Below are 23,810 nucleotides of genomic sequence, written 5' to 3'. Positions count from 1 at the left end.
GCGATGGGACATTCTATACTTAAATCCAGGGCTCTGCAGATTGCTGTGGTAGCTTTGGGGACAGCAGTGGCCGGGGAATTTAAAATAAATCCGTTTGACGGTGACATCTTCCGGATTGCACTAGGCAGCAGCGCTTTTCTGCTGTTTTTGCTTTTAATGAGGCGTCTGCCATATATTACTACGGGAATCGCAACCGGTGTCACCGTGTTATTATTCCGCACCGGGATGGATGCTGCAGCCGGCAGCGGAGCTTCGTTTCTCCAGAGTCTGAACAGCCATTTCTCAGCGATGGTCTATTATATTGTGTTCGCGGTGCTGATGAGTCTGATCAAAAGCCGGCTGGATACGTTCCATCCTCTGGTCCTTGGCGGCGTTGCGGCGATTATTGATCTGCTGTCGAATGAGATGGAGCTGCTCACCCGGCTGATCGTGCTGGACTCAGCTACTTTCCGGCTGAATGAATGGACGTTTCTGATGGCGATTGCGGTGATCCGCACCTATTTTACAACCGGGGTATACAGCAGTATTTCTGTCAGCCAGATGCGGATTGCGCAGCGGGAGCAGAACCGGCGGATGGAGCAGATGCTCGGCTTCGGCTCGGGGCTGTATGGGGAAGTTTTTTATCTGGAGAAATCAATCGGGACGCTGGAACGTGTGACCTTAAGCAGCTATGATCTGTACCGCAGCCTTAAGGCTGAGGAAGAACTTAGGCCGTACAGCCGTCAGGTGCTTGACATTACCCAGCAGATTCATGAAGTGAAGAAGGACTCGCAGCGCATTCTGGCGGGTCTGGTGAAGCTTGTGGAGCGCGAGGCGACCGGCGATCTGCCGCTGTCTGTGATCATGAAGTTTACGCTCAAGAGCAATGCCAAGTACGCTGAAATGCTGGGCAAACAAATAAATTTTACACTGATGATGAACTCTGACTATATCACCGCGAGCTACATCCCTCTATTAACTCTGCTGGGTAATCTTACAGCTAATGCGGTTGAAGTGATAAAAGTTGAAGGCAGCGTGTCCCTTGAAGTGTATGAGGATGGGGAGAATACGGTCTTTGCAGTAGCGGACAGCGGCGGCGGGATTGCCGAACGTGACCGTGAGCTGCTGTTCGAGCCAGGCTTTACCACGAAGTTCGATCAGGAGGGCGTTGCGGCTACGGGAATTGGACTGTCGCATGTGAAGGACATTGTCGACTTATTCGGGGGACAACTTACAGTCGATAATGCCTCAAAGCATGGGGGGGCCAGGTTTCAGATTATTTTACCGACGGCAAAGCTGCGGAAGGAGGAGGAATAGGGAATGCCGCTATCTTTCTGTATTGTAGATGACGACGGGTCGGCCAGAAGAATGCTGCAGCATATTATTGAGGACAGCGGACTTGGTGAAGTGACCGGTACAGCGGAATGCGGGCAGGACGGAGTGCGTCTGATTCTGGAGGAACGTCCGGATATTGTGCTGATGGATCTGCTGATGCCGGACCAGGACGGGATTGAGACGATTAATTCGCTGCAGGCCCAAGGCTGCCGCTCCAAGTTCGTGATGATCTCGCAGATTGAGAACAGTGATATGGTCGGCCGTGCCTACCGCAGCGGAATTGAGTTTTTCATCCGCAAGCCGATCAATAAAATCGAAGTCGAGTCCGTGCTGCATAAAGTGAATGAACGTTATGCGATTAACCGCTATCTGGATGAGATCAAATTGAGCCTCGGCAAGCTGGAAGGGCTGCAGTTCGGACTGGCACCGGCCGCGGTGAATAAACGTTCTGTAAAAGAGATTATCCAGCCGATTCTGATGAATATGGGCATGATCTCTGAGGCCGGAAGCCGGGATATCATTCTGATGATGGAGCTTACAGCTGCCAGAGAGGATAACCGGACCCTTCCGCCGCTTAAGGAGCTATATGAAATGGCTGCGGCTACCTATAAGACGTCTCCCTCTGAAGCAGCCAAGGAGGTCAAAGCGATTGAGCAGCGCCTGCGCCGCGCTTTGTCTGCCGGGCTGATTAATCTGGCTTCGATCGGGCTGACGGATTACGGGAATCCGAAGTTTGAGCATTATGCGCCGCTCTATTTCGACTTTGAAGAGGTGCGGCTGAAGATGAGAGAGATCGAGCTGGGCCGGGAGTCCGGCAAAGTGAAGGTCAATCTGAAGAAGTTCCTGCAGGTGCTGCATTTGGAGCTGCTGGAAGGCCTGGGCCGTTAATCCTAAGGACGGGTAGAGACGTTCAATCTGACAACCACCGGAACCGTTGAACAGCGGGCTGGCGGTTATTTTTTTGCAGCGAAACAGGAATTTGGGCAGAAGCCGCCACATACTGTACAATGGTAAATAAAGCCGCTGAAAGCTTAGAAACAGGATTAGACGGAGGACTCATAGATGATACGTACACTGGCGGTAACACATAAGGGTGAACTGCTGACAGATCTGCCGCTTCAGAGCATAACGATTGCTGACTATGCCTGGGTCTGGGCGGATTTCGCCTCCCCAACACCGGAGGAAACTCTTCTGCTCGACACCTATTTTCATTTCCACCCTCTGGCGATTGAGGATTGCATGCATGTCCTGCAGCGGCCCAAGCTGGATTATTATGAGAATGTGCAGTTTTTAGTGCTGCATGCACTCAATGAAGTGACGCTGGAGGCGGAGGAAATAGACCTGTTCTTAAGCAAAAGCTTCCTCGTCTCCTATCATCACCAGCAGAAATCGGAAATGGATGAAGCCTGGGAGATCGTGCAAGGGGAAATTCACAGCCGCAAAGGCTGGTCCGGAGGTCCGATGGCTGCCGCCTATACCGTGATGGACAAACTGGTCGACAAATATTTTCCCAGCCTGTACAGTCTGGAAGACGAGCTGGCGGACCTGGAGAGCATGGGCAGCACGGAGTCGGTGGAGGAGCTGATGAGCCAGGTGTTCAATGTGCGGGGGCGGCTGCTCAAGCTGCGCCGGACGATTGTCCCGATGCGTGATCTGATGTACCGGATCGTCAATTCGCAGCATGTGCAGAGCAACGGGGAGGAACGGATCTATTTCGGCGATATCTATGATCATCTGCTGAAGCTGACCGACATGATTGAGGTCGACCGGGAAATGACCGCCGATCTGCGGGACAGCTACATCTCACTTAACTCCAACCGGATGAATTCTATTATGAAAACACTCACTGTGATCACGACGGTATTCATGCCGCTGACTCTGATCGCCGGAATCTACGGGATGAATTTCAGAGTGATGCCGGAGCTGGACTGGGCCTACGGGTATCCGGTGATCCTGCTGCTGATGCTGGTGCTGGGGGCGGGCATGTTCCGGTGGTTCCGGCGGAGCGGCTGGTTTAAGTAGTAGAGCAGTAGAGCCTGCGGTGACAAAAAAACGCGTGAAACGCCACCGCTAAGTGCGGCGGCGTTTCACGGAGGCAGGAGAGGACTTGCGGTTTTTTTTCGGTGGGGATTTGCGGCGCTGCGTGGAGGGGCGTCTTTTTTTGCGTGATTTGGGCTTATACAGGGCAGCGTCCTCTTCAGCAGCCAGTGCGCCCGAGCCTTTCTTCTTGCCGAAGGTGCCCATAACGAGCTTTACCATCGGTGCCATTTGCTGAAAGCCCTGCATCACCTTCTGCACCTTGCCCATGGAGTTTACGATCCCGTCGATCCCGCCCATCCGGTCAATAATTCCTTTGAGCTGATCCATATTGGCCAGATTGCCGAGATTCCCGAGATTGCCGAGACCGCCCAGCAGTCCGCCGGCTTTTGGGGCAGCGGCAGCTTCGGTTACGGGTACGGCCAGCGCTGCTTCTGCAGTCTCCGTCCCAAGCGCAGGAAATATTCCGGCCTCTACAGGGGGAGGCGGCTGGACGTATGAACCGATTCCGGGATAGGGTGAGTAAGTATACGGACCGGCCAGTGAACGTCTATCCCGGCTGGAATGATTGTAGTAATGATTAGGCATAACATCACATTCCTTCGTTAGTGGTTTGCTATACTGTATGTCATAGGCGAACATAAGGTATAGACAAACGCCCGGGTTACCGGGATAGCAGCGGAAAAGGGCGAATGCCCATCAGGCGGAAGCGGAAGTGAAGAAACCGTGTCCATGCTTGATTTTCGGTGCTTATGTAGTACTATAATTAAGGCGGTAAATCCTATAGAGCAGAGGAAGCGGGTTTTCGGTTACATAAGATTGTGTGCGCCCACAGTGGACAGTTGTCCATTATTTTCGTTCTTTACAGCGTGAAATCGTTAATGCTTGAAAAAACTGCTCCAGTACAATATAGTAGAGGCAAGATAGTCAGTTTAAATTTATATTTTTAATGTTTTAATGTCAGTTTTGTATAATGCTAAATCAGTGAAAATGATGCTGACCAAACTTTTAGGGGATGATCTACGATGCAGCTTAAGAAGCTAAACGATAAAAGTGTTGACCAATTATTTGAAGCCATTTTAACACTCAAAAATATGGAAGAATGTTATGTGTTCTTTGACGATCTGTGCACAGTAAACGAAATTCAGTCGCTGTCTCAGCGTCTGGAGGTTGCACGCATGCTCGGCAAAGGCTCTACCTATAACCAGATCGAAGCCGAGACCGGAGCCAGCACAGCGACGATCTCACGGGTGAAGCGCTGCCTGAATTACGGTAATGACGGCTATAAGTTAACGCTGGAACGTCTGGGGCGTTAAGACATGAAGCCGGGCGTACTTATTATCAGTCATGGCTCCCGCGACAAGGCCTGGGTTTCTATTGTAGATGAAGCAGTGGGTCATTTATCGCTGGAGGAAGAGCTGCCGGTGGCGGTTTCTTTTCTGGAGCTGGTAGAAGGCCGTTTGATTCAAGATGGTATAAATGAGCTGGAATCTGCAGGGGTCACAGATATTATTGTGATCCCCTTGTTTGTTTCTTCAGGAAGTACGCATATCGATGAGATAGAGTATGCACTTGGAGCGAAGCCTGCCCCTGAGCGTGAGACCGATCTGGAGCGCTTCGAGGTGCAGGCTAACGTGCATTTCGGCTACCCGGTCGATGATGATCCGGATATTGCCGTAATGCTCTGGGACAAGCTGCGGGAGCTGTCTGTCCACCCGGAGCGGGAGATCATTCTGCTCGTGGGGCATGGCAGTATACATGACGGCTTCCGCCAGCGCTGGGAAGTTGGCATCTCCTCCCTGGCGGAGCGGGTACGCCTGCTCAGCGGAGTGGCAGCGGCTGATTACGGTCTGCTGAACCCCGAGAATGTAAGAGAACGGGCTGAATATTGGATTGAGAAGGGCCATGATGTACTGGTGGCTCCGCTCTTTCTGAGTGAGGGATATTTCACTAAAGTAGTCATTCCGAAGCGGCTTGAGGGCCTGAGGTATGCTTATTCAGGCAGCACCCTGCTGCCGCATCCGCTGCTGCCGCACTGGATTGAGCAACAGGTGCTCAGGATGCTGGAGAAGCTGCGGGTTCATTAATTGCGGAATTCACACTCCGGGAGTGTTGATTTCCGCCGCTGCCGCATACATATATTTAGATTACCTGCTGAGGAAGCGTGTTTAGCATAAATATATTCGCCGGTTAGTCTCCGACATTGCTTGTAGGGTGCTGAATTGGTTATAATCAGTAAGGTTATCTATTATATAAACAGGTGGCGTTCCGGTAATGAAAACTGCGAGATTGATTTATAATCCCACTTCTGGACGGGAAGAAATGAAAAAGCGACTCGCCGACATTTTGGACCGGCTGGATATAGGCGGCATTGAAGCAACTTGTCATGCTACAACCGGAGAAGGCGATGCTACGGCAGCTGCAGCAGAAGCGGTTGAACGCGGATGTTATGATCTGATCATAGCTGCCGGCGGCGACGGCACGCTGAACGAGGTTATTAACGGTATGGCGGAGAAGCCCAATCTTCCCCCGCTCGGCGTATTGCCGCTGGGTACTACCAATGATTTTGCCCGGGCGATGGGCATACCGAAGAACTGGGAGGATTCCTGCGATCTGATTCTGCGCCAGGAGTCGCGCCTGATTGACCTCGGCAAAGCCAACGACCGATACTTCATTAATATAGCCGGCGGCGGCCGCCTGACCGAGCTGACATACGAGGTTCCAAGCAGACTCAAGACGATGATGGGCCAGCTGGCTTATTACCTGAAGGGTATTGAGAAAATGGCCAGCCTCTCGCCGCAGGAGCTGTACATCCGCGCCAACGGCCAGGAGCTGATCCATGACGAGTTCATGCTCTTCCTAATCGCCAACACCAATTCCGTCGGCGGCTTCGAGAAGCTCGCCCCGGATGCGCGCATCGACGACGGCCTGTTCGACGTCATTGCGGTTAAGAAATGCAACCTTGCGGAGTTCATCCGTCTGGTCACCCTGGCCATCCGCGGCGAGCATCTGCAGGACAAGAAAGTCGTGTACTTCCGTACCGATGCGATGGAGGTCACTTCCCCGGGATACGTCCAGCTTAACCTGGACGGGGAACTCGGCGGCACGCTGCCGGGCAAGTTCCAGATCCTGCCGCAGCATTTGCGGATTTTTGCGCAGAATCATTGAGGATGGGGAATTTCGGGGATGCGGCTGATGAAGCCGCATTGCAGGACGTTAACATGACAGAAATGCTCCACTTGATTCGTGCGGTGGCCCGCCCGGGTCGGCTGGAGCTTTTGTATTAGAAGAACACGAAAGAAGTGAATATATAGCTATGAGTAAACAACGCAGTGGACGCAGCGCAAGCCGCCGGGAAGGCACGGCGCCTGCCGCCGGACTGCCAGTGAATAAGAATGACGAGGTTATGCTCGATATCATCGGCATGACCCATGAAGGTGAAGGGGTAGGCCGCGTAGAAGGCTTTACCCTTTTTGTGTCTGGAGCCCTGCCCGGTGAGAAGGTCCGGGCGAAGGTGCTCAAGACCAAGAAGCAGTACGGCTACGCCAAGTTGCTTGAGCTTGTGCAGGCCAGCAGCGACCGCATCGCGCCGCCGTGCCCGATCTACGACCAATGCGGCGGCTGCCAGCTGCAGCATATGGATTACACCGCCCAGCTGGCGTGGAAACGCCAGCTGGTGGTGGACAATCTCCAGCGGATCGGGAAGCTGGAGGTGGCTGGGGCGCCGGGAAGAGGCGCTATAGCGGGAAGCGGTGGAGCTGAAGGAGCCGCTGATACGGCGAATCTCACTACGGGGGCGGATGAGCGTGATGGTGTGGCAAACGCTGCGGGAGCCCAAGCTGATGGTATCATCGTTCAGCCTACCCTGGGTATGGACGAGCCTTGGCGTTACCGCAACAAGGCTCAGGTGCCGATCGGCGTCACCGAAGGCGGCCTGGTCGGTGGCTTCTATGCCCGCGGCAGCCACCGGATCGTCGATATGGAGACGTGCCTGATTCAGCACGAGCATAACGACGATGTCGTAGGCGCGGTGAAACGCATCGGCAGAGAGCTGGGCATCTCCGCCTATAATGAAGAAACCGGCCGCGGCCTGCTGCGCCATGTTGTCGTGAAGAAAGCCTTCCGCACCGGCGAAATGATGCTCGTCCTCGTAACCAACGGCCGCGATATCCCGCATATGGACGCCTGGCTTGGCAGCATCCGGGAACAGCTGCCGGATGTAGTCAGCATCTGCCAGAACGTGAACACTCAGCGTACGAATGTGATCTTCGGCAACGAAACCCGTGTCCTATGGGGCAGAGATGTTATCTATGATTATATCGGTGATGTGCAGTTCGCCATCTCCGCCCGTTCGTTCTACCAGGTGAACCCGGCACAGACTGAGGTGCTTTACGGCAAAACCGTGGAATACGCCGGACTGACTGGCAATGAAACAGTTATCGATGCCTATTGCGGCATTGGTACAATCTCGCTGTTCCTGGCGCAGCACGCAGCTAAGGTCTACGGTGTAGAGATTGTGCCTGAAGCTATTGAAGATGCCCGGGGGAATGCCCGGCTTAATCATATGAACAACGTAGTGTTCGAAGTAGGGGCATCCGAGGATGTAATCCCGAACTGGAAAGAGCAAGGCGTCACGCCAGACGTCATCGTCGTCGATCCGCCGCGCAAGGGCTGCGATCCACGGCTGCTGGATACGATCCTGGCAATGAAGCCGGAGCGGGTGGTGTATGTGTCGTGCAATCCATCGACACTGGCGAGGGATTTGCGGGTGCTGGAGGATGGCGGATACAAGACAGTGGAGGTCACTCCGGTGGATATGTTCCCGCATACGGTGCATGTGGAATCCGTCGCATTACTGGAGCTAAAGTAGTGCAGGGTGATTAGATTAGGACGGTGGGTATATTTGTTCGTTGACGTAAAGAGGGAAAAATCTAAATAATCGCCAACAAATAAATATTATTTGACATAAAAGAACGCAAGAAGACGCTCGGGAATTGCTCCCCGTAGCGTCTTTATTTTGCGTTTTTGATTTGTTGAGGTATGGCGCAGATCGTGGAAGCGGATATAGCGTAGGTTGTTATTCAGAATGAACTGCCTGAACCATAGGTAAGTTTCGCTTATGATGGAACGGTGATCTGTAGGCTTCTTTGCGTTCTGTGAAGTTCTCATTTCATGAGCAATCTAAAAGTACAGATCCCAGCCGATGATAAGGGAGCTGAACAGCAATGCTGAAAAGCCGGACAGCGCATATAAAATATTTCTTCGTTTGCCGTTCTTTTGCTTCAAGACTTTAAGTCCAAGCAGTACGATATAACCCGCTGTAAGCACAACATAAACGATGTTAAGTATTAGGTGAATGCGAAGGGCTGAATAGGTCGAGCTGATTAAGGTTCTATAGCCCAGGATTGCTGTATTCGCAATAAAGGCAAGTCCTGCAGCATTCATCCAGAGATAGTATTTGTTCAACCGGGCTGGCGGTTTTGCCGTTTTTTTAAATCTGTGAATGATCCATCTGGTCAGGCCGCCAAGAAGAGAAAAGATTATGATTGCTGTACCCAGACTGAGTGCGACCAGGGTGATTCGAATACTTTGTGCGGATAGGCCAGTGAGCGGAAAAAAGTCGATATACGGGTTCGAGAATTTGATCACTGCTCCTTGAGCATCCCGTACAAAATAAATAAATCCCGAACTATAGACCGGAACATAAGCATCAGGCGATATTTGGCTCAAGGGCTGGCCGTTATGATCTAAATAGGAAGGGTTACTTGCGGTAATCTTCTCAGTATAAAAGAAGTCCCGAATTTTGGTGAACCCATGGATTACTCTTCGCGCAGTTATATATTCACCAGCCACCTGTGAACTATCCGGAAGCTCGCCGCTGTAGACTGCGGGCAGGTAGTTGCCGAACACCTTGTCGACAAGGCCGGTGGTATAGTTCGACTCGTTATACTGATTGGTCATCACTACCATGCCGAAACCAGATTGCGGGTCCAGCACGAACTTGCTTGTGAAGCCGAGCGTATTCCCGGGATGTTCCAGCGCAGGAGCAGCATAATTCACTGCAAAAAAACCGTGGGCAATTCTTGGAATGTCAGTCCCTTCATAGTACAGGCTGGGAGACAGCATTTCCTGTAACGTAGCACTATCGTGGAATAACGGACTGTTACGGCCAGCTGGAGGCAGTAGAGCCGCCACGAATTTCGCTGCATCCTTTGCGGTTCCTATGGTACTTCCAGCGGGATAAATACTGAGATAGGCTCTATTCTTCTGAATCAGCTTCAGCTTCGTTGTGTATCCTTGAATTCGGCTTCTCCCTTCGGCAACTGCCGGATTGTCCTGTTGCGCCCAGTGAATGGAGGTATGGTCCATGCCAAGCACTTCAAAGATATGCTTTTGCACATAGGTATGGAAGGGCTCACCACTCTGCAGCTCCACAATATAGCCGGCCAGCGCCACTCCAAAATTGGAATAAGCTACAACCTTGCCTGGCGGGTGAACCTGCCGGGGTTCAAGGCGGTGCAGTGCCACTCCAAGCTCAGGGACATCTTCCTCTGCAAAATACCATAAATCTGTGTTCAGCTCCTGCCAGCCCGCGTTGTGATTCATCAGGTTCAGCAGCGAAATAGGCGTCTCATATTTTAGCTTGCTGAGAAAGCCTTCAGGAAGATATTCACGGATATCCGTCTCCAGATTAAGCTTCCCCTGCTCAACCAGCTGCATCACACTGGTCCATACCAGCAGCTTCGTGCAGGAGCCCCACTCAAATACAGTGTCTGTATCTGCAGCAACCTGACGCTCTATGTCTGCAAATCCATACGCTTTATCGAAGAGGGTGTCGCCATCCTTAACCACCGCCACAGACACGGCTGCGGTCATTGGCTCATAGACAGTTTCATAATTATCGGTCAACCCCTCAAGCGAAGACAAGGGTGAGCCGGAAGGAAGCAGAACTTGCTCTTGCTCAGCTGCATACGCAGGAATAGCCAGCATCAGCATAATGACAACAAGCATACTGGCGGAGAACTGCTTAACTCTGTTCCTTATGTTTTGCTCTCTCATAGGTAAACTCCCTTTTATAATTTAAATGGCCTGAAACGCTCTTGATTATTTCCACAAAATTACATAGAGTTCCTTCTTTTATCAGGTTGATCCGGTCCAGGTAATGACGAAGAACCTTTTTGATCGGATAGATTTTGCCGGGATTTCGAAAAGCTTCGTATTTATTAGCATCGCGCAGGTTAAGGCGTCCCCATTAATTGTTATTAAATGTGTTGACTCTGCTTACTCTACACATGTGGAGTCGGTGGCGGTGTTGGTCTGGAACGGAAATAACGATTGAGAAGTTAATGTGGGATTGCCCTCTCTTCATGGAGAGGGTATTTTTTTGTCTTCTAAATGGATCGTGAGTTAGATGCTATGGACACTCGGGGGTGGTTTACAGCTAAATGCATGTCTCTGTTCTCAATGTTGGGCAGTACACATTTTCTCAGCAACCAGAAGAAAAATTTTAACGATACGAAAGCATACTAGAGAATTATGTTGACAATATAAGAGAAGAAGGATTTGACGTATATCTCTTTGTTTGTGAATCATGGGATAAGAACACTTGTTGAGTTAGTTAAATTCATTTAAATAAATAGACGAAGCCAATTATGGCTCCGTCTGTAGTAGATTTGCATACCCTTTTAATCCTAGATCATAAGGTCCTTTTTACAGATGAACTATTGCACCGAAAATACAGTCTCTAGCTCAGGGATGTATTCCTTGACCATATTTTTGACTTCCACCCGTCCTTTAGTCTCAGGTGGGGTTTCACCTGGGGATACAACTAAGTACGGTTTGATGGTTATGGTACGTGGTAGAGTCTTGAAGGGTTCAAAGCGAATATTATAAGATTCGCTAATAGGGTGATAACCAATGGGCTTCAGTTGAACGCCATGTTCATCCACAATGTCATACTGAAGAGCGATGACGCTCCCGTTAGCGCCCTTATATTTCGAAGGGATGGAAGCAAGCATTTCTTCTACGCTCTGGTCCGATTTGGTTTTGTACTCAACGGATATCTGCGTGGTGATTGGGGTGATTTCCACCTTACTGATCTGCAAGTTAATGTTATCGTGATGCTTGGTCTCCTCCGAAGTTAGAACGGTAACGGGCGTTGAGCTTGTAACAGGCAGAACAAATTGGAACGGGACATCGTAGCCCTTTAATGTTACGTTTACAGTCAAGTCAAACTGATCAGGGAACTGGATAGTCTGTGTTGTTGCGAGCGGCTCATAATAAGTGCTGAGAACCTCAACCATTATGCTGGAAGCAGTCTCCCCGTCCATATGTTCGTAATTCCAGAGCAGAGGTTGACCTTTATAGAGGACCTCAAACTTATCTACATCTATCGCCCCTTTATTGGCTTCGGAAGGCGGTGAATTGGGCTCCGAATCCAGACGGTTTCCTGGAGTGGTTATGTTCATAAGAATTCGGGTTCCGTCAAATAACAACGTTGGGATATTCATGGTCACATCGCCATGGGTCACGCTTTGGTTTACGTTTGTGATGAAATCCTCGGCTTGTTGCACACCGGGATCTCCGTTGTTTTCTCCCCATAATGAATAGATTTGTCCCAGAACCGGGATTTCCTTGAGTGCATTAGCCATTACGGGCGATACAAAGCCGGAAGCAATAAGGGTAAGTCCAAGGACTGCAGCGGCTACAGCGGAACCCCACCGTTTATTAAAAGTTCTTGATACCTCTATCTTTCTCTGAACGGGGGGAATGGAATGATTGGTTTCCCTGATGATTTGGTAAGTCTCATTCAGCTTGGAGCGAGTAAGTTCCGATAACTGATCGGGAAGTAGGCTTTGGCAGTTCTTTAATTGTTCTTCTAACTTAGTGTTCACCATGTCGCAACTCCATTTCAAGATTGATTTGAGATGAATGCTTTAGCTTTTTGCGGGCGCGATGCAGCCGGGTCTTCACGGCTACCGTAGAAATTTCGAGAATGTCGGAAATTTGACTGATCGGCATGTCCTGTAAGTAATGAAGGAGAATGACAATCCGTAGTTTCTCCTCAAGATGTTGAACGGCATCCCATAATTCGATTTTCTCATAATCCTTGGAAGGGGAAGGGACGTCGGGAAGCTCTCCGTAAGGGAGGGCTCTTGATCTGCTTTTGACCATTTTGTTACATTCATTAATCAGAATCCGAAAGATCCACGTTTTGAAATAAGCGGGCTCTCTGAGTGTATGGATCGACTTAAAGGCTTTAAGCATCGTCTCCTGCAGGGCATCTGCACAATCTTCGTCTTTGTTTACGATAGACCGTGCAGTTCTATATAACGGTAACTCTATCTCCTGCATCAACTGCATGAATGCTTCAGGATCCCCGGCTTTAGCTTTGATGACAATAGGATCTGTATGCAAGGGTTCACCTGCTTTCTTGAATAAAAGTATTAGAATATTCGTAACGTTACATACATTAGATCGGGTAAGTAGCTAGAAGGTTATATTGGGAAAAAAACAACGTATTCAAGGACTGCAGCCCGTTTGTAAGAACGGGGCAAACAGGAAATGACAAATAGACCGCATGCCTTTGCCGGCAGTGCGGTCTATTATTTTATTGGACAGCAGCGCTACGATAAGCGCATCAAAGGTTAGTATAAGGCATCATTGCGTCTAACACTGTGCCTATAATAATAATGTGAAACTGGAACACAGTCTACAATCGTTGCAGGAGTGCGGTATAGTAATCGTTACCGTTTCGTTTATCCAGTTTTTCCGCTGTGGCGAGAGCGTCTTGCTGGAAGTGCTTCGCAAGCAGTGTTACTTCCCCGGACTGGTGCCCACGCGGGTGTCCTGCCGGAAGCTTAACCTGGAACTGGATGGATTCTTCCGCCAGCTTGCGGAACAGCTTGGCCGAATAGGCGTTGAATATCATCCGGTCGACCGGGTTCTCATGATCGAGAGAGGAGGCGATATACTCTTCAAAGACCTCCAGCGCCTTGATTGGATCAGTTAAGGTAAGATAACCGATGTGCTCTCCCTGATGATACAAAAAATCGCGGTTACCCTTTACCAATTTGTAGCCTTTCTTCTGAAGCTTATCCGCTTCCTGCTGACGGCCCAGCCGCAGGAGAGGGAACAGCACCTTTGTGATGGTCACATGTGGCACCTCGCCGCAGCTCATTTTACCTTTGAGAATCGGCTCAGCCGCCTTCACAGTTCCTTCGTCGTCTCCCCGCTTCGCCAGAAACTCGACAAGGCGGTTTTGCTCACAGGCCGGACAATCGCTCATCTCATCCAGATCCATGGCCTGTACGATATCCCACTCTGCCTGAGAATTGTCCAGCTCTCCAAACTCAGCGAAGATGTGCGCCCGGTAGTAGTGATAGGAACGGCTGCTATAGCCTTCGGCTGCAAAACGTATCTTCATGTCCTCCAGCAGGTTCTCGATCTGAACACGGCTAATTTCCGGAAAAGAGGTGATGCGGTCCAGAACCCACTTGTAGGACCACAGCAGGGTGAAGCTATCGAACCGGTCCGGATTTTTGTCATACTGTCCCAATTGCCAGGAAAAGGCGACCAGTGCCTTCATCGGATAGCCATGGAAGCTGCCCGTCTCTACGATTTCGCTGCGTGCCTCAAAGCCCTGATCGAGATCTCCTGCGGCATCTGCCACCCGTACCGCCTGCTCCAGCAGTTCCAGCTTAGCCTTTCCGCCTGGCATGTCATAGGCTTCGTCCATCAGCTCTTCAAAACTCATCCCGGTAAGGTTCATCTACTCATCTCCTCCTGTCGTATGACTGGCCGTCATACCCCAATCAATAAATTGAATGATGCCTTTGTTCAAAAGCGCTGTCTCTTGACGGTTCATCGGATAATGTCCCATCATCAGCGCATTACAGTACAGCATTTCGATAATGGAAGGCAGCATTGCCTTATGTGCCGGATGAAAGGCCCGCTCAATGACAGGATTGTTCAGGTTAAAATAAAGCGTTGCGTACGCTGCATCTTTTAACGTAGCGCCCAGGCTGCCCAGAACGGAGGACAGAGCGTCGGTGCTCACTTCTTTGGTCGCCTCCATAACACGCCACTGTGCGGACTCATGGGACAGCGTGTAGAGAACAGGAATCTCCTCCGGCTTGAAGCGGCGAAGCTGTACCTGGCAGCGGAATTTCTGCAGCACACTATCCGCCAATCTTACGGATTCATAGTAGTCAAGCCGCTCTTGAGGCGTAATATCGGTAAAGGATAATGACACCTCCTCCGGCAGCAAGCGTTCCGTCTGCACGTCCGGGTCAATTAAGGGCAGCAGGGACAGCAGCTCGGCATCATAAATATATCCGCCATTCACCACCAGCATGGATTGGGCCGAAGCCACATGGGTAATCTGGCGGTATTCGTCCAGAGTAGCAGTAAAGTAAAGGGGGGACTGCTGCTTCAGCTCGCCAAGCGGCTTCGTGCCAAAGGTGCTCTCAAACGGGAGCCACTCGTGAATAATGGAGTAGAAGGATGAATCTTCCACGGCGAGGGCCTTCATGGATAAGGCATGCAGCGAAATGATAGATTGCAGGCGATCCGGATCATACTCCGCCATCCTCATCAATTCCTGACGAATGGTGCTACCCAGTTCTTCCCGCACCTGCTCCAGCTGGACGTTCTCATAGAAATGCTCCCGGGAAGCGGTCGGCTGCAGCTCATCGGTCCAAATCATACATTTGACGAAGAACGCCCAGTCCGGCAGGACATTATCGGCGGCTTCGGAGACCAGCATGTGCTTCAAGTACACCCTGTGATTGCGTTTGGCGCCCAAATTCACTGCCTGCGGCAGGATAAAGGCGATGCCTCCTGTCCGGCCGGAGGAGGTATGCAGAGGAATGAAATCGCGGAACGTCTCCCCAAGCACCTGCTTACCAAAAGCCAGCACCTCGCTGCGATGCTTCCGGGCCAGCTGCGGATCTTTGACCCAAGGCGGGGAAGGCGGATTAATCAAGCGAGTGGTTTGATTGGACACCAATTGGATGGGGTAAGGCAGCAGGGCTCCATAATGGAACAGCCATTCTTGCAGATTGCCTTCCTTGAAGTACGGCTCAGAGCCTTCTTTGCAACGCAAAAAAACCTTGGTTCCCGGAGCATGTATCCCTTCGAGCTTGCGGATCGTATAGGTTCCATCCGGCTTCCCGCGCCATTCCAGTGCAGGTCCGCCCTTGGCGGATTGTGTAACCATGACGATATCGTCACTCACCATAAAGCAAGACAAGAGCCCGATGCCAAACCGCCCGATAAAAGAGGTGTTGGTCTGGAGAAAGTCCTCGCCCCGCTTGGAGGATTGTCCGATCATTGCCAGGAACTCATGAATTTCCGACTCGTCTAACCCGATCCCGTTATCTTCAACTAATAAGGTCGCGCCGGTTGAAGTCTCGCTTACCTCGACATGAATCCTACCATCGTATCCACCCTGAGAATAAGCCTGCCGTGCAGTAATCGCGTCTACACCATTTTGCAGCAGCTCCCTCAAGAATACCTTCGGGCTGCTATACAAATGGTTAGACAAAATGTTGATCATACCGCTTAAGTTGACCTGAAAACGATATGTATCCTGGGTTTGATTCTTCATTTTTATTCTCCTATTCTGTAATAATCGCACGTATCATCCACAGGAGGACAACCGATTGTCCTTTATGCCAGCAACAGACCGTTATGTATGCGGATGCCGCTCTATATATTACCCCCGAGCTGCTTTATGAGAAACAAATATTTCCAACATACTTCCATATATACACAATTCCTAATTGCCGCTTTGTAATGCTGAATAATTTTTGCTAATATTGCCCATCGGGATTCCTTATTAGGCAAGATGTGTTGACGTTGCTTACTCCACACGTGTGGACGTGGGGTTTGAGGATTGGAACGGGGGAGGCGGGACCTGTGAATTTCAAGCCTTTCCCTGTGTTTGTGTGTGCTATAATATTTTTTCCAAGTCGTGGTCAATCTCCTCGAATTTCCTGTACTCATGCAGTATATTCAACGAATCCAAATATAAATGTAAAATTTCATTATCGCAAAATAATATGTCCGCTGTGCCGATATGAATATCAATTTTTAGTTTACCGCGAATTTTTTCCGCATTTTGCCGTACCAAGCATAATATATTGTTTTCCTCCAAATACCATTCTTCTCTCATCATATCTTCGTATAACTCGATGACTTTTTCCGGTGCTACCCCCACAGTACGGAATTCTTTGAGATAGAGATGGTGATAGGTTCCTGCGTAAGAGGTTACGGAACCAAACAGCTCGGGGTGCTTAACTGCATAATAAAACGCCATGTTGCCGCCCATCGAAAACCCTGACAGCATTCTGTTCTCGCGGGTTGTGTTTGTTCTGTACTGACCGTCGATATGGGGAATCAGTTCCTTAATAAGGATGGATTCAATTTGCAACAAGGCATCGAAATAATTGTCTTCCGACGAAATGGCGTTGACAAAAACAGTAATGGCTTGTCTGTTTTTATAGACCTTTTCCAGCGGCCATATCTCGGAGGATTCGTTGCCCGTCCATCCGTGAATGTGGTACGCAACCGGATATTTTTCGCCGCAGTCTTTGTACCCTGACGGAAGATAGATATTATAGCCTACTTCGTGATTTAATACTGGGCTGTAAAATGTTTTATGAGTAACATATTGAGGCGATTCTGCTGGTGGGTTTACAAAGTTCATTCAATACTCCTCCAGTTAGAAGATATTTCTACTAATTGATTATATTGCTAGATAGACAGTTATTCAAATGACACGTTTGAGGGAAAGTTTTTATATGAAAATGATATAATTTTTAATGGTGCAGATATGGCGTATCATATTAAAATAGTAATGTTAGTCTCTATAGTCCCACTGTCTCTGAAAAAATACTTCTCCCTAAGCCGATGAGATTCAGGTGTTTATCCTGATGATCACTCGGCTTTTTCGTTTTAATAAGAGTTTTTGATTTTCGGGGTAAGTGCGTGAATGATCTGCGCTACGCCCTATTTTTATTTTGGTTATCCTCAGTGTTTCGTCCATGCACTTTTCATATTTGATCATAAGATATTTCGAAAATGAGTGAAGGAGGGATTATATGAAAGCAAAAGTGAAGGTTAGCCCGCAATTCAAAAGACTTTGTATGCAATTTGGAAAAATTCTAGGTGGCGAATCGGAAGTTGAAGAAGGTCCGGTTTGTTTTGTCACGCGTATGACGAACTTAAGGGAGACAATCCTGGGAAGAAGAACGCGCTCGCCTTTGGTGCAAATGCAAATGTTTTCGTTTGAATCTCTTGATAAGTCGGGCCGCGCGCTTTGTTTGGGCGAGACTGCCGTACATCAAAATCAAGTGAATCGATTGATGTCCAATCTCCGTAAACGCGGGATAAAAGTGACTGCGCTTCATAATCACTGGCTAAAAGAAAACCCTCGTTTAATGTATATGCACTGGGAATCCATTGACAATCCTGTTGCGTTTGCCAAAAAAACCAAAGAATCCATTGCGTTCTTAGGTTAATGCAGTGGACCGGTGAATTATATTCTTAACTTATTCTGAAAGGATGATTTCGTATGGAGAAACAGGTGAAGGCAAGCCCCCGTTTTAGAAGACTATGTAACCAATTTTCAACTATTTTAGGTGGAACCGAGCATGAAATTACAAAGGGTCCGGTTTGTTTTGTCTCCAGAAACAGGAGAGTAAACGCCTCAATTTTAGGAAGACGTACCACATCTCCATTGGTCCGTTATCAGCTGTTCTCGTTCGAATCACTGGACAGTTCAGGTCGCGCACTGTGTTTAGGGGAAACGGCACTTTTCCAGAATCAAGTCAATCGACTGCTCTCAAACCTCCGCAAGAACGGGATCAAAGTAACAGCAGTCCATAATCACTGGCTTTTTGAGAATCCACGTCTGATGTATATTCACTGGGAGTCGATCGATAATCCCGTTGCATTTGCAAAAAAAGTAAAACGTTCGATCGCCTTCTTAGGTTAATGATGAGGAATCGTGCGGATTGGAGTGGTCCTCCCCGTTGCTGACGGGTCTTCTTATCTGACTCCACATATGTGGAGTCGGTGGCGGTGCTAGTGAGATAGGACTAAACAAAATGTGACGGTAGCCGAACCCTTCCAGCATGGCGGATGGGTTCTTAGGTTTATAGGGTTCTACGAGTTAATGAATTCTATCCAATGACAACATAACGAAAAGAGGTGCGGGAATTCCCACGTCTCTTTTTTTCGTTACCAAGCGTGAATTCCGGCTGAAAAATGAAATGAAGGTAATAATTCAATAAAGGAATATTTTTCAAACAAAAAAACAAAAAAATTTTGCAAGGATTCTTATTGGTCGATCGTATCCACTATAGAAAGGAGAAAAAATGGCCCAATTACCGATTGATATCAACGATAATATTTCAGCTGCGCTCACCCAATATTCTGACCTTGTACGTCGAATATGCTTTTTATATCTACATAATAGTGCAGATGTGGATGATGTTTTTCAAGAAGTATTCCTAAAGTTGTTACAGAATAACTCCCGCTTTGAAAGTGCTGAACATGAAAAAGCATGGCTAATCAGAGTTACAATCAATAAATGCAAGGACATCTTAAAAAGCTTTTGGCGAAAGAAAATGGTTTCAATTGAAGGTATGGAATTTCCATTTGAGGATCAAGCAGAGAATGAACTCCTGCAGGTCGTTTTATCACTTCCGGACAAGTACAAGGATGTTATCTATCTATTTTACTACGAGGAGTATACCGTGCCTGAAATGGCTCAGTTACTAAATAAAAAAGTAAACACCATCTATTCTCACTTACACAGAGCAAGGGAACTTATGAAACAAAAGTTAGGAGGTAAAGAACATGATTTCACGTTTTAAATCTGCGATCAATCAAATTAAAGCCGAAGACGACTTAATAAGCAGAACGGAAGGTTTTCTAAAGGACGCATTAATAAATGAGAATACTAAAAACATTAAATACAATCATTGGAGGACATTCATTATGAAGAAAAAGTTAGTAGCAGCTTGCATGGCAACCTTATTAGTTGGTGGAAGCGGTTCGGCATACGCCTATTATCAAACACCGGTATCATACCTAAGCCTGGACATTAACCCCAGCGTAGAAATAGGCGTTAACGCGTTTGATAAAGTTGTAAAAGTTAAAGGAATCAATGACGACGGCAACAAGATATTGGCTAAAATAAGCATAAAAGGTTCTAATGTTAGAGTAGCTGTCAGCACGCTGGTTTATTCTGCTGTTGATAATGGTTTTATAGCCGATAACGGTTCATCTGTGGTTTCTATTACATCGGAAACAGATAATTCAAAGACCGCAGCCAAACTTGAAAACGATGCTGAAACCGGAGCAAATCAGGCTTTACAGGAAACTGACACAACAGCAACTGTTATCAAAGATAATGTTGCCCTTGCCCGCAGGGATCAGGCGAGAACTTTAGGCATCAGCCCTGGCAAGCTTAATCTTATAAATAAGCTTCAAAAGGTTGATCCAACCGCTACTGTAGATGAATATAAAGATGCAAGTGTCAAAGATATAATGAAAACTATAAAAGATAGTAAAGCCAAGCTTAAGAATAACGCTGATCATAAGGATGAAAATAAAGATCAAAATAAAGATCAAAATAAAGATCAAAACAAAGATCAAAACAAAGATCAAACAAATAGTACAGCCGACAATAATACCAATACTAGCACCACTACCACCGGCACGGCCGCAGACTCAAGCGATGCAAATAATACAAATGCAGCTAAAGTGAATAATGGATCTAAAGCTAATGAAAAAGAAGATAAGATGAGCAGTGAGGACAAGGATAGCAAGGATAATAATGCTGCCAGTGTGACCAATAAATCTAAAAAAGATGATGCTGAAGATAATGATAAAAAAGAAGTAGACAACAAAAACCAAGGCGCAACCAAAAGTAATGCTGTAGCTCATGAAAATAAGAATAGTAATGCGAATGCAAATAAGAATAGTGATGAAAAAGATAAGAATGAAGATAATTAACTAAGGCAAAATTCTAAAGAAGTATAGGCTATGTTTTTCTGACAACGAAAAGCATAGCCTTTTTGAGTTTGCAGGAAAATAAAAAGCACAGGGCAGCCTAAAAGCTACACTGTGCTAATTGCCGTTTGAATAAAAAAACTATTCTTCCAATCTCCATATATGTTTATCCGCCCGGAACGGCAGGCAAGAACATGCACCGAAAATTCCGATCGCAAGGAATAGCAAAGCTGCTCCGGAGCCTTTGCCTGTGCCGACTAGTGCGACCCACAGGCTGTTCATCGGTTGCCATGAAAGTGCAAAGCCGAACGGACGAACTCTATCCGCTCCGTGCAGTTTCGTCCGGTTCAGACCTTGCACGGAGCGGTGCCGCTGCATATTTTCATTTGGTTTCTCCTTCTTTATCGCCTGAAGTAAATTCACCTTAAAGTAAATTCTTCTTTATTTTACCATGTGCGAACCCGGGAAATAATTATATAATTGAAATTTCCAAGGATGTACACGATGAAAAACCGTATCATTGTCCTTTTGCGTGTATTGATTGGGAATGTTGACGATTTGACTTTCAAAAACAGAATGTTTATACTTTGTTTATACATTCTAGGGGGCGGTTCCATGTTTCAGGTCCAAAAATGGGGTAACAGCTTGGGCATTCGCATTCCGAAGTCCCTTGCCTTGAAGGTCGGTATTGAGGAAGGCTCCGAAGTCGATCTTGATGTGGAAGATGGGCATCTTATAATAAAGCCGAAGTCGGCTACACTAGACGAAATCCTTTCCCAGGTCACACCGGAAAATCTCCATAAAGAGGTTCCTACAGGTGAGCTACAAGGACGGGAAGTATGGTAACAAACGGGTATGTGCCGGATCGCGGCGACTTGGTATGGTTGCAGTTGGGTCCGCAAGCGGGGCATGAACAGGCAGGTAAACGTCCGGCCTTGGTCGTATCTCCTGCATCTTATAATGGTAAGGTAGGGCTTTGTTTGCTCTGCCCGGTAACTTCGAAGCAAAAAGGCTATCCGTTTGAAGTAGTTATTCCGCAGGATCTGCCCATCGAAGGGGTTATCCTTGCTGATCAAGTAAAGAGTCTCGATTGGCAGTCCCGACAGGCAGCGTTCATCTGCAAAGTACCACAGATAACACTGTCAGATGTCGTTGCTAAACTCGACTTATTGATTCGTTGACCGATAAATGTAGGCAGTAATAAGACATAGAGAGGTTTTTAATATGACAAACAATTTTTGGCGTGATTTACCACGGCCTTTTTTCATACTGGCGCCCATGGAGGATGTGACGGATGTTGTGTTTCGCCATGTCGTAAGCAGAGCGGGCAGACCGGATGTGTTTTTTACGGAGTTTGCGAATACAGAGAGCTATTGTCACCCGGAGGGGCACCATGCAGTGCGCGGCCGTCTGACGTTTACAGAGGATGAACAGCCGATTGTAGCGCATATCTGGGGAGACAAGCCGGAATACTTCCGTCAGATGAGCATCGGGATGGCGAAGGAAGGATTCAAAGGCATCGACATCAATATGGGTTGTCCTGTAGCGAATGTAGCAGAGAACGGGAAGGGAAGCGGCCTGATCTGCCGTCCCGAGCTCGCAGCGGAGATCATCCAGGCGGCCAAAGCCGGGGGACTCCCCGTCAGTGTAAAAACAAGGCTCGGATTCACTGACATCGACGAATGGCGCGGCTGGTTAACCCATATTTTGCAGCAGGACATTGTGAATCTGTCCATTCATCTGCGCACCAGAGAGGAAATGAGCAAAGTAGATGCCCACTGGGAGCTGATCCCGGAGATCAAGAAGCTTCGTGATGAGGTGGCACCGGGCACGCTGCTGACCATTAACGGGGATATCCCTGACCGTCAGACCGGCCTGAGGCTCGCTGAGCAGTACGGTGTGGATGGGATTATGATCGGGCGCGGTATTTTTCATAATCCGTTTGCTTTTGAGCAGGAGCCGAAGGAGCACAGTAGTGAGGAATTGCTTGATCTGCTGCGGCTGCATCTGGATCTCTATGATCAATACGCAGGACAGGCACCACGTGCCTTCAGCCCCCTTCAACGATTCTTCAAAATCTATGTCCGCGGCTTCCGCGGGGCAAGTGAATTAAGAAATACCTTAATGAACACCAAGTCCACAAGTGAAGTGCGTGCGCTGCTCGATGAGTTTGCAAGCAAGGTGCAGGATGACGGGGAACGTGAGAATCAATCGTAAATTACAAATTTCCCTTGTTCATGCAGCATTTTTATAGATTCCACCATATGATTAATTTGTTCTTCGGAGTGTCTTTCCCAGAATCCTAATTCCGCTATGATTTTGAGTGGAGATTTGGATCTATAGGAACGTGTCGGGTTTCCGGGGAATCTCTTGTCCGTTACGTTCGGGTCATTTTCAAACTCGCCTAAGGGTTCAACCATATAAATCCTTTCTTTGGCTTCAGAAGCTGCTAATTCGGCACCCCATTTGGCAGCCTCTAACGTGGCCGTGAAATAGATATAGTTGGATTTTTTATTCTGGTAATTAGATAAGTGTTGAGGTTCTAACAAATCTCCAATCTTCAGCTCTGCTTTCGTACCGTGAAAAAAAGGACCGTTATCCAGCACATCTTTTTGGTTATTCATATAGATCCACCTCTTCTTTGCGATTGGTACACACTAGTATAGTGTGCAAACCGGCAAAATTGTAGTCTGTAAATCCATCGTAAATCGAAGTATAATTAAAGTAGAGAGAAGATCAGACGGCGGTGGAAGGTGTCCATCGCTTTTTTTTGTGCGTTAGCGTTGGGATTGCCGAAAGCAAGCCTGTCCGCTGTTTTATATAAAGGGGGATTACATGTCCTGGAGCAAACTGAAGCAACAACTGGAGGGCTTTCTCAGTCCTGCGTTACATGGAAGGGTAGAATACCGCGCACCGGGTTACCGTTATCTACCTGATAAATCAGGGATTTGTTATATCTCGGTAGATAAAAAGAACATACTTAACATGAGTGATAAAACGAACCCTATCAGATGGTATCAGACTGAGCTAGAAATCAAGAATGATCCAGACATTCGAATTCCCATCACCCGTGACGACATTGAAGCGGTCAGAGCAGGTACCAAGGGGCCGGTGCCGGAGGATCGTCTTATCGTAATGGCCAGAAGCCGAAAAAGCACAGGGCATGCCAAAGTGCTTATGTCAGCGCAGGCTGCATTATGCAAATCGAATTTTAACGCCCAAGCTAACAAGTTTCTGACTACACCTATAGAGGAAAGCCTGGAGAGCGATGATATCCTGATGAATGTTCTGGCTTTGGTGGACAAACGAGTGGGGAAAAAGCGGATTTTGGGCATGGCTCAGAAGATGGAGCTGAAGCATCCGGTTGTGCGGTATTTTTATGAACTGCGGCGGGGGACGTAAGGTGAACTATTTCTAGCAGATTTCATAACAAA

General features: G+C 48.1%; 24 protein-coding genes. 15 read left to right on the top strand and 9 right to left on the bottom strand.

The features are described from left to right. Window positions 1-3: 3 nt before the first annotated feature. From L6H70_RS26225 to corA, 3 genes are all read left to right on the top strand, one after another. Window positions 4-1,296: an ATP-binding protein gene (locus tag L6H70_RS26225; protein ID WP_236337170.1), complete on the top strand. Its 1,293-nt coding sequence runs from the start codon at window positions 4-6 to the stop codon at window positions 1,294-1,296. 3 nt (window positions 1,297-1,299) lie between these two features. Beyond that, on the top strand, window positions 1,300-2,202 hold the full coding sequence (locus tag L6H70_RS26220) for a response regulator (protein ID WP_236337169.1): 903 nt from the start codon (window positions 1,300-1,302) through the stop codon (window positions 2,200-2,202). 174 nt (window positions 2,203-2,376) lie between these two features. Then, a complete protein-coding gene (gene corA / locus L6H70_RS26215) occupies window positions 2,377-3,336 on the top strand; it encodes a magnesium/cobalt transporter CorA (protein WP_236337168.1) in 960 nt (319 codons plus the stop codon). A 48-nt stretch (window positions 3,337-3,384) separates the two neighbouring features. On the opposite strand, the gene L6H70_RS26210 is transcribed toward corA, so the two are convergent. Beyond that, window positions 3,385-3,939 carry a tyrosine protein kinase gene (locus L6H70_RS26210; protein ID WP_236337167.1) on the bottom strand — a complete coding sequence of 185 codons (555 nt, stop codon included), beginning with the start codon at window positions 3,937-3,939 and terminating at the stop codon, window positions 3,385-3,387. Window positions 3,940-4,376: 437 nt separating this feature from the next. On the opposite strand from L6H70_RS26210, the gene L6H70_RS26205 reads away from it, so the two are divergent. From L6H70_RS26205 to rlmD, 4 genes are all read left to right on the top strand, one after another. After that, on the top strand, window positions 4,377-4,667 hold the full coding sequence (locus L6H70_RS26205; RefSeq protein ID WP_236337166.1) for a YerC/YecD family TrpR-related protein: 291 nt from the start codon (window positions 4,377-4,379) through the stop codon (window positions 4,665-4,667). A 3-nt stretch (window positions 4,668-4,670) separates the two neighbouring features. Next, entirely contained in the window at window positions 4,671-5,438 is a 768-nt protein-coding gene (locus L6H70_RS26200; RefSeq protein WP_236337165.1) for a sirohydrochlorin chelatase, read from the top strand. A 187-nt stretch (window positions 5,439-5,625) separates the two neighbouring features. After that, window positions 5,626-6,519: a diacylglycerol kinase gene (locus L6H70_RS26195; RefSeq protein WP_236337164.1), complete on the top strand. Its 894-nt coding sequence runs from the start codon at window positions 5,626-5,628 to the stop codon at window positions 6,517-6,519. Window positions 6,520-6,667: 148 nt separating this feature from the next. Further along, on the top strand, window positions 6,668-8,221 hold the full coding sequence (gene rlmD / locus L6H70_RS26190; protein WP_236337162.1) for a 23S rRNA (uracil(1939)-C(5))-methyltransferase RlmD: 1,554 nt from the start codon (window positions 6,668-6,670) through the stop codon (window positions 8,219-8,221). A 311-nt stretch (window positions 8,222-8,532) separates the two neighbouring features. On the opposite strand, the gene L6H70_RS26185 is transcribed toward rlmD, so the two are convergent. The 6 genes from L6H70_RS26185 to L6H70_RS26160 form a co-directional block, all read right to left on the bottom strand. Further along, window positions 8,533-10,410, bottom strand: a complete 1,878-nt coding sequence (locus tag L6H70_RS26185) for a serine hydrolase domain-containing protein (RefSeq protein WP_236337161.1) — start codon at window positions 10,408-10,410, stop codon at window positions 8,533-8,535. A 662-nt stretch (window positions 10,411-11,072) separates the two neighbouring features. Next, the gene (locus L6H70_RS26180; RefSeq protein ID WP_236337160.1) at window positions 11,073-12,248 is read right to left on the bottom strand and encodes a DUF4179 domain-containing protein; all 1,176 of its coding nucleotides are present in this window, start codon (window positions 12,246-12,248) and stop codon (window positions 11,073-11,075) included. Next, the gene (locus L6H70_RS26175; protein WP_236337159.1) at window positions 12,235-12,768 is read right to left on the bottom strand and encodes an RNA polymerase sigma factor; all 534 of its coding nucleotides are present in this window, start codon (window positions 12,766-12,768) and stop codon (window positions 12,235-12,237) included. Before L6H70_RS26175 ends, L6H70_RS26180 begins: the two co-directional genes overlap by 14 nt. A gap of 295 nt (window positions 12,769-13,063) precedes the next feature. After that, window positions 13,064-14,122: a hypothetical protein gene (locus L6H70_RS26170; RefSeq protein WP_236337158.1), complete on the bottom strand. Its 1,059-nt coding sequence runs from the start codon at window positions 14,120-14,122 to the stop codon at window positions 13,064-13,066. Continuing rightward, window positions 14,123-15,961 (bottom strand): HSP90 family protein, encoded by a 1,839-nt coding sequence (locus L6H70_RS26165; protein WP_236337157.1) that lies wholly within the window; start codon window positions 15,959-15,961, stop codon window positions 14,123-14,125. It lies immediately after the preceding gene. Window positions 15,962-16,306: 345 nt separating this feature from the next. Further along, entirely contained in the window at window positions 16,307-17,062 is a 756-nt protein-coding gene (locus L6H70_RS26160; protein WP_236337156.1) for an alpha/beta hydrolase, read from the bottom strand. 394 nt (window positions 17,063-17,456) lie between these two features. Between L6H70_RS26160 and L6H70_RS26155 the strand changes: the two genes are divergently transcribed. The 4 genes from L6H70_RS26155 (at window position 17,457) to L6H70_RS26140 (ending at window position 20,379) form a co-directional block, all read left to right on the top strand. Next, complete coding sequence (locus tag L6H70_RS26155; RefSeq protein WP_236337155.1) at window positions 17,457-17,876, top strand: DUF1259 domain-containing protein; 420 nt, start codon at window positions 17,457-17,459, stop codon at window positions 17,874-17,876. A 53-nt stretch (window positions 17,877-17,929) separates the two neighbouring features. Further along, window positions 17,930-18,352, top strand: a complete 423-nt coding sequence (locus L6H70_RS26150; protein ID WP_236337154.1) for a DUF1259 domain-containing protein — start codon at window positions 17,930-17,932, stop codon at window positions 18,350-18,352. A gap of 382 nt (window positions 18,353-18,734) precedes the next feature. Beyond that, entirely contained in the window at window positions 18,735-19,235 is a 501-nt protein-coding gene (locus tag L6H70_RS26145; RefSeq protein ID WP_236337153.1) for an RNA polymerase sigma factor, read from the top strand. Further along, window positions 19,219-20,379, top strand: a complete 1,161-nt coding sequence (locus L6H70_RS26140; RefSeq protein ID WP_236337152.1) for an anti-sigma-I factor RsgI family protein — start codon at window positions 19,219-19,221, stop codon at window positions 20,377-20,379. The genes L6H70_RS26145 and L6H70_RS26140 overlap by 17 nt, the downstream gene beginning before the upstream one ends. A gap of 138 nt (window positions 20,380-20,517) precedes the next feature. Here the strand turns inward: L6H70_RS26140 and L6H70_RS26135 are convergent, their stop codons facing one another. Further along, window positions 20,518-20,754, bottom strand: coding sequence for a hypothetical protein (locus tag L6H70_RS26135; protein WP_236337150.1), 237 nt, complete (start codon window positions 20,752-20,754; stop codon window positions 20,518-20,520). 126 nt (window positions 20,755-20,880) lie between these two features. Between L6H70_RS26135 and L6H70_RS26130 the strand changes: the two genes are divergently transcribed. Genes L6H70_RS26130 through L6H70_RS26120 form a run of 3 tightly spaced genes read left to right on the top strand, consistent with a single transcriptional unit; the run spans window position 20,881 to window position 22,593 of the window. Then, the gene (locus L6H70_RS26130) at window positions 20,881-21,222 is read left to right on the top strand and encodes an AbrB/MazE/SpoVT family DNA-binding domain-containing protein (protein WP_236337148.1); all 342 of its coding nucleotides are present in this window, start codon (window positions 20,881-20,883) and stop codon (window positions 21,220-21,222) included. After that, a complete protein-coding gene (mazF, locus tag L6H70_RS26125) occupies window positions 21,216-21,557 on the top strand; it encodes an endoribonuclease MazF (protein ID WP_074112739.1) in 342 nt (113 codons plus the stop codon). The genes L6H70_RS26130 and mazF overlap by 7 nt, the downstream gene beginning before the upstream one ends. A gap of 43 nt (window positions 21,558-21,600) precedes the next feature. After that, window positions 21,601-22,593 (top strand): tRNA dihydrouridine synthase, encoded by a 993-nt coding sequence (locus tag L6H70_RS26120; RefSeq protein ID WP_236337147.1) that lies wholly within the window; start codon window positions 21,601-21,603, stop codon window positions 22,591-22,593. Here L6H70_RS26120 and arr read toward each other — a convergent pair. Further along, window positions 22,584-23,000: an NAD(+)--rifampin ADP-ribosyltransferase gene (gene arr / locus L6H70_RS26115; RefSeq protein ID WP_236337146.1), complete on the bottom strand. Its 417-nt coding sequence runs from the start codon at window positions 22,998-23,000 to the stop codon at window positions 22,584-22,586. The two genes, L6H70_RS26120 and arr, sit on opposite strands and share 10 nt — an antisense overlap. 211 nt (window positions 23,001-23,211) lie before the next feature. On the opposite strand from arr, the gene L6H70_RS26110 reads away from it, so the two are divergent. Beyond that, a complete protein-coding gene (locus tag L6H70_RS26110) occupies window positions 23,212-23,778 on the top strand; it encodes an SF0329 family protein (RefSeq protein ID WP_236337145.1) in 567 nt (188 codons plus the stop codon). Window positions 23,779-23,810 lie beyond the last annotated feature (32 nt).

The organism is Paenibacillus auburnensis (assembly GCF_927798115.1).
GTDB classification, from domain to species: Bacteria; Bacillota; Bacilli; order Paenibacillales; family Paenibacillaceae; genus Paenibacillus_AQ; species Paenibacillus_AQ auburnensis.
Note: the sequence above shows the minus strand (reverse complement) of the source record. Positions and strands in the feature narration are given on the sequence as shown.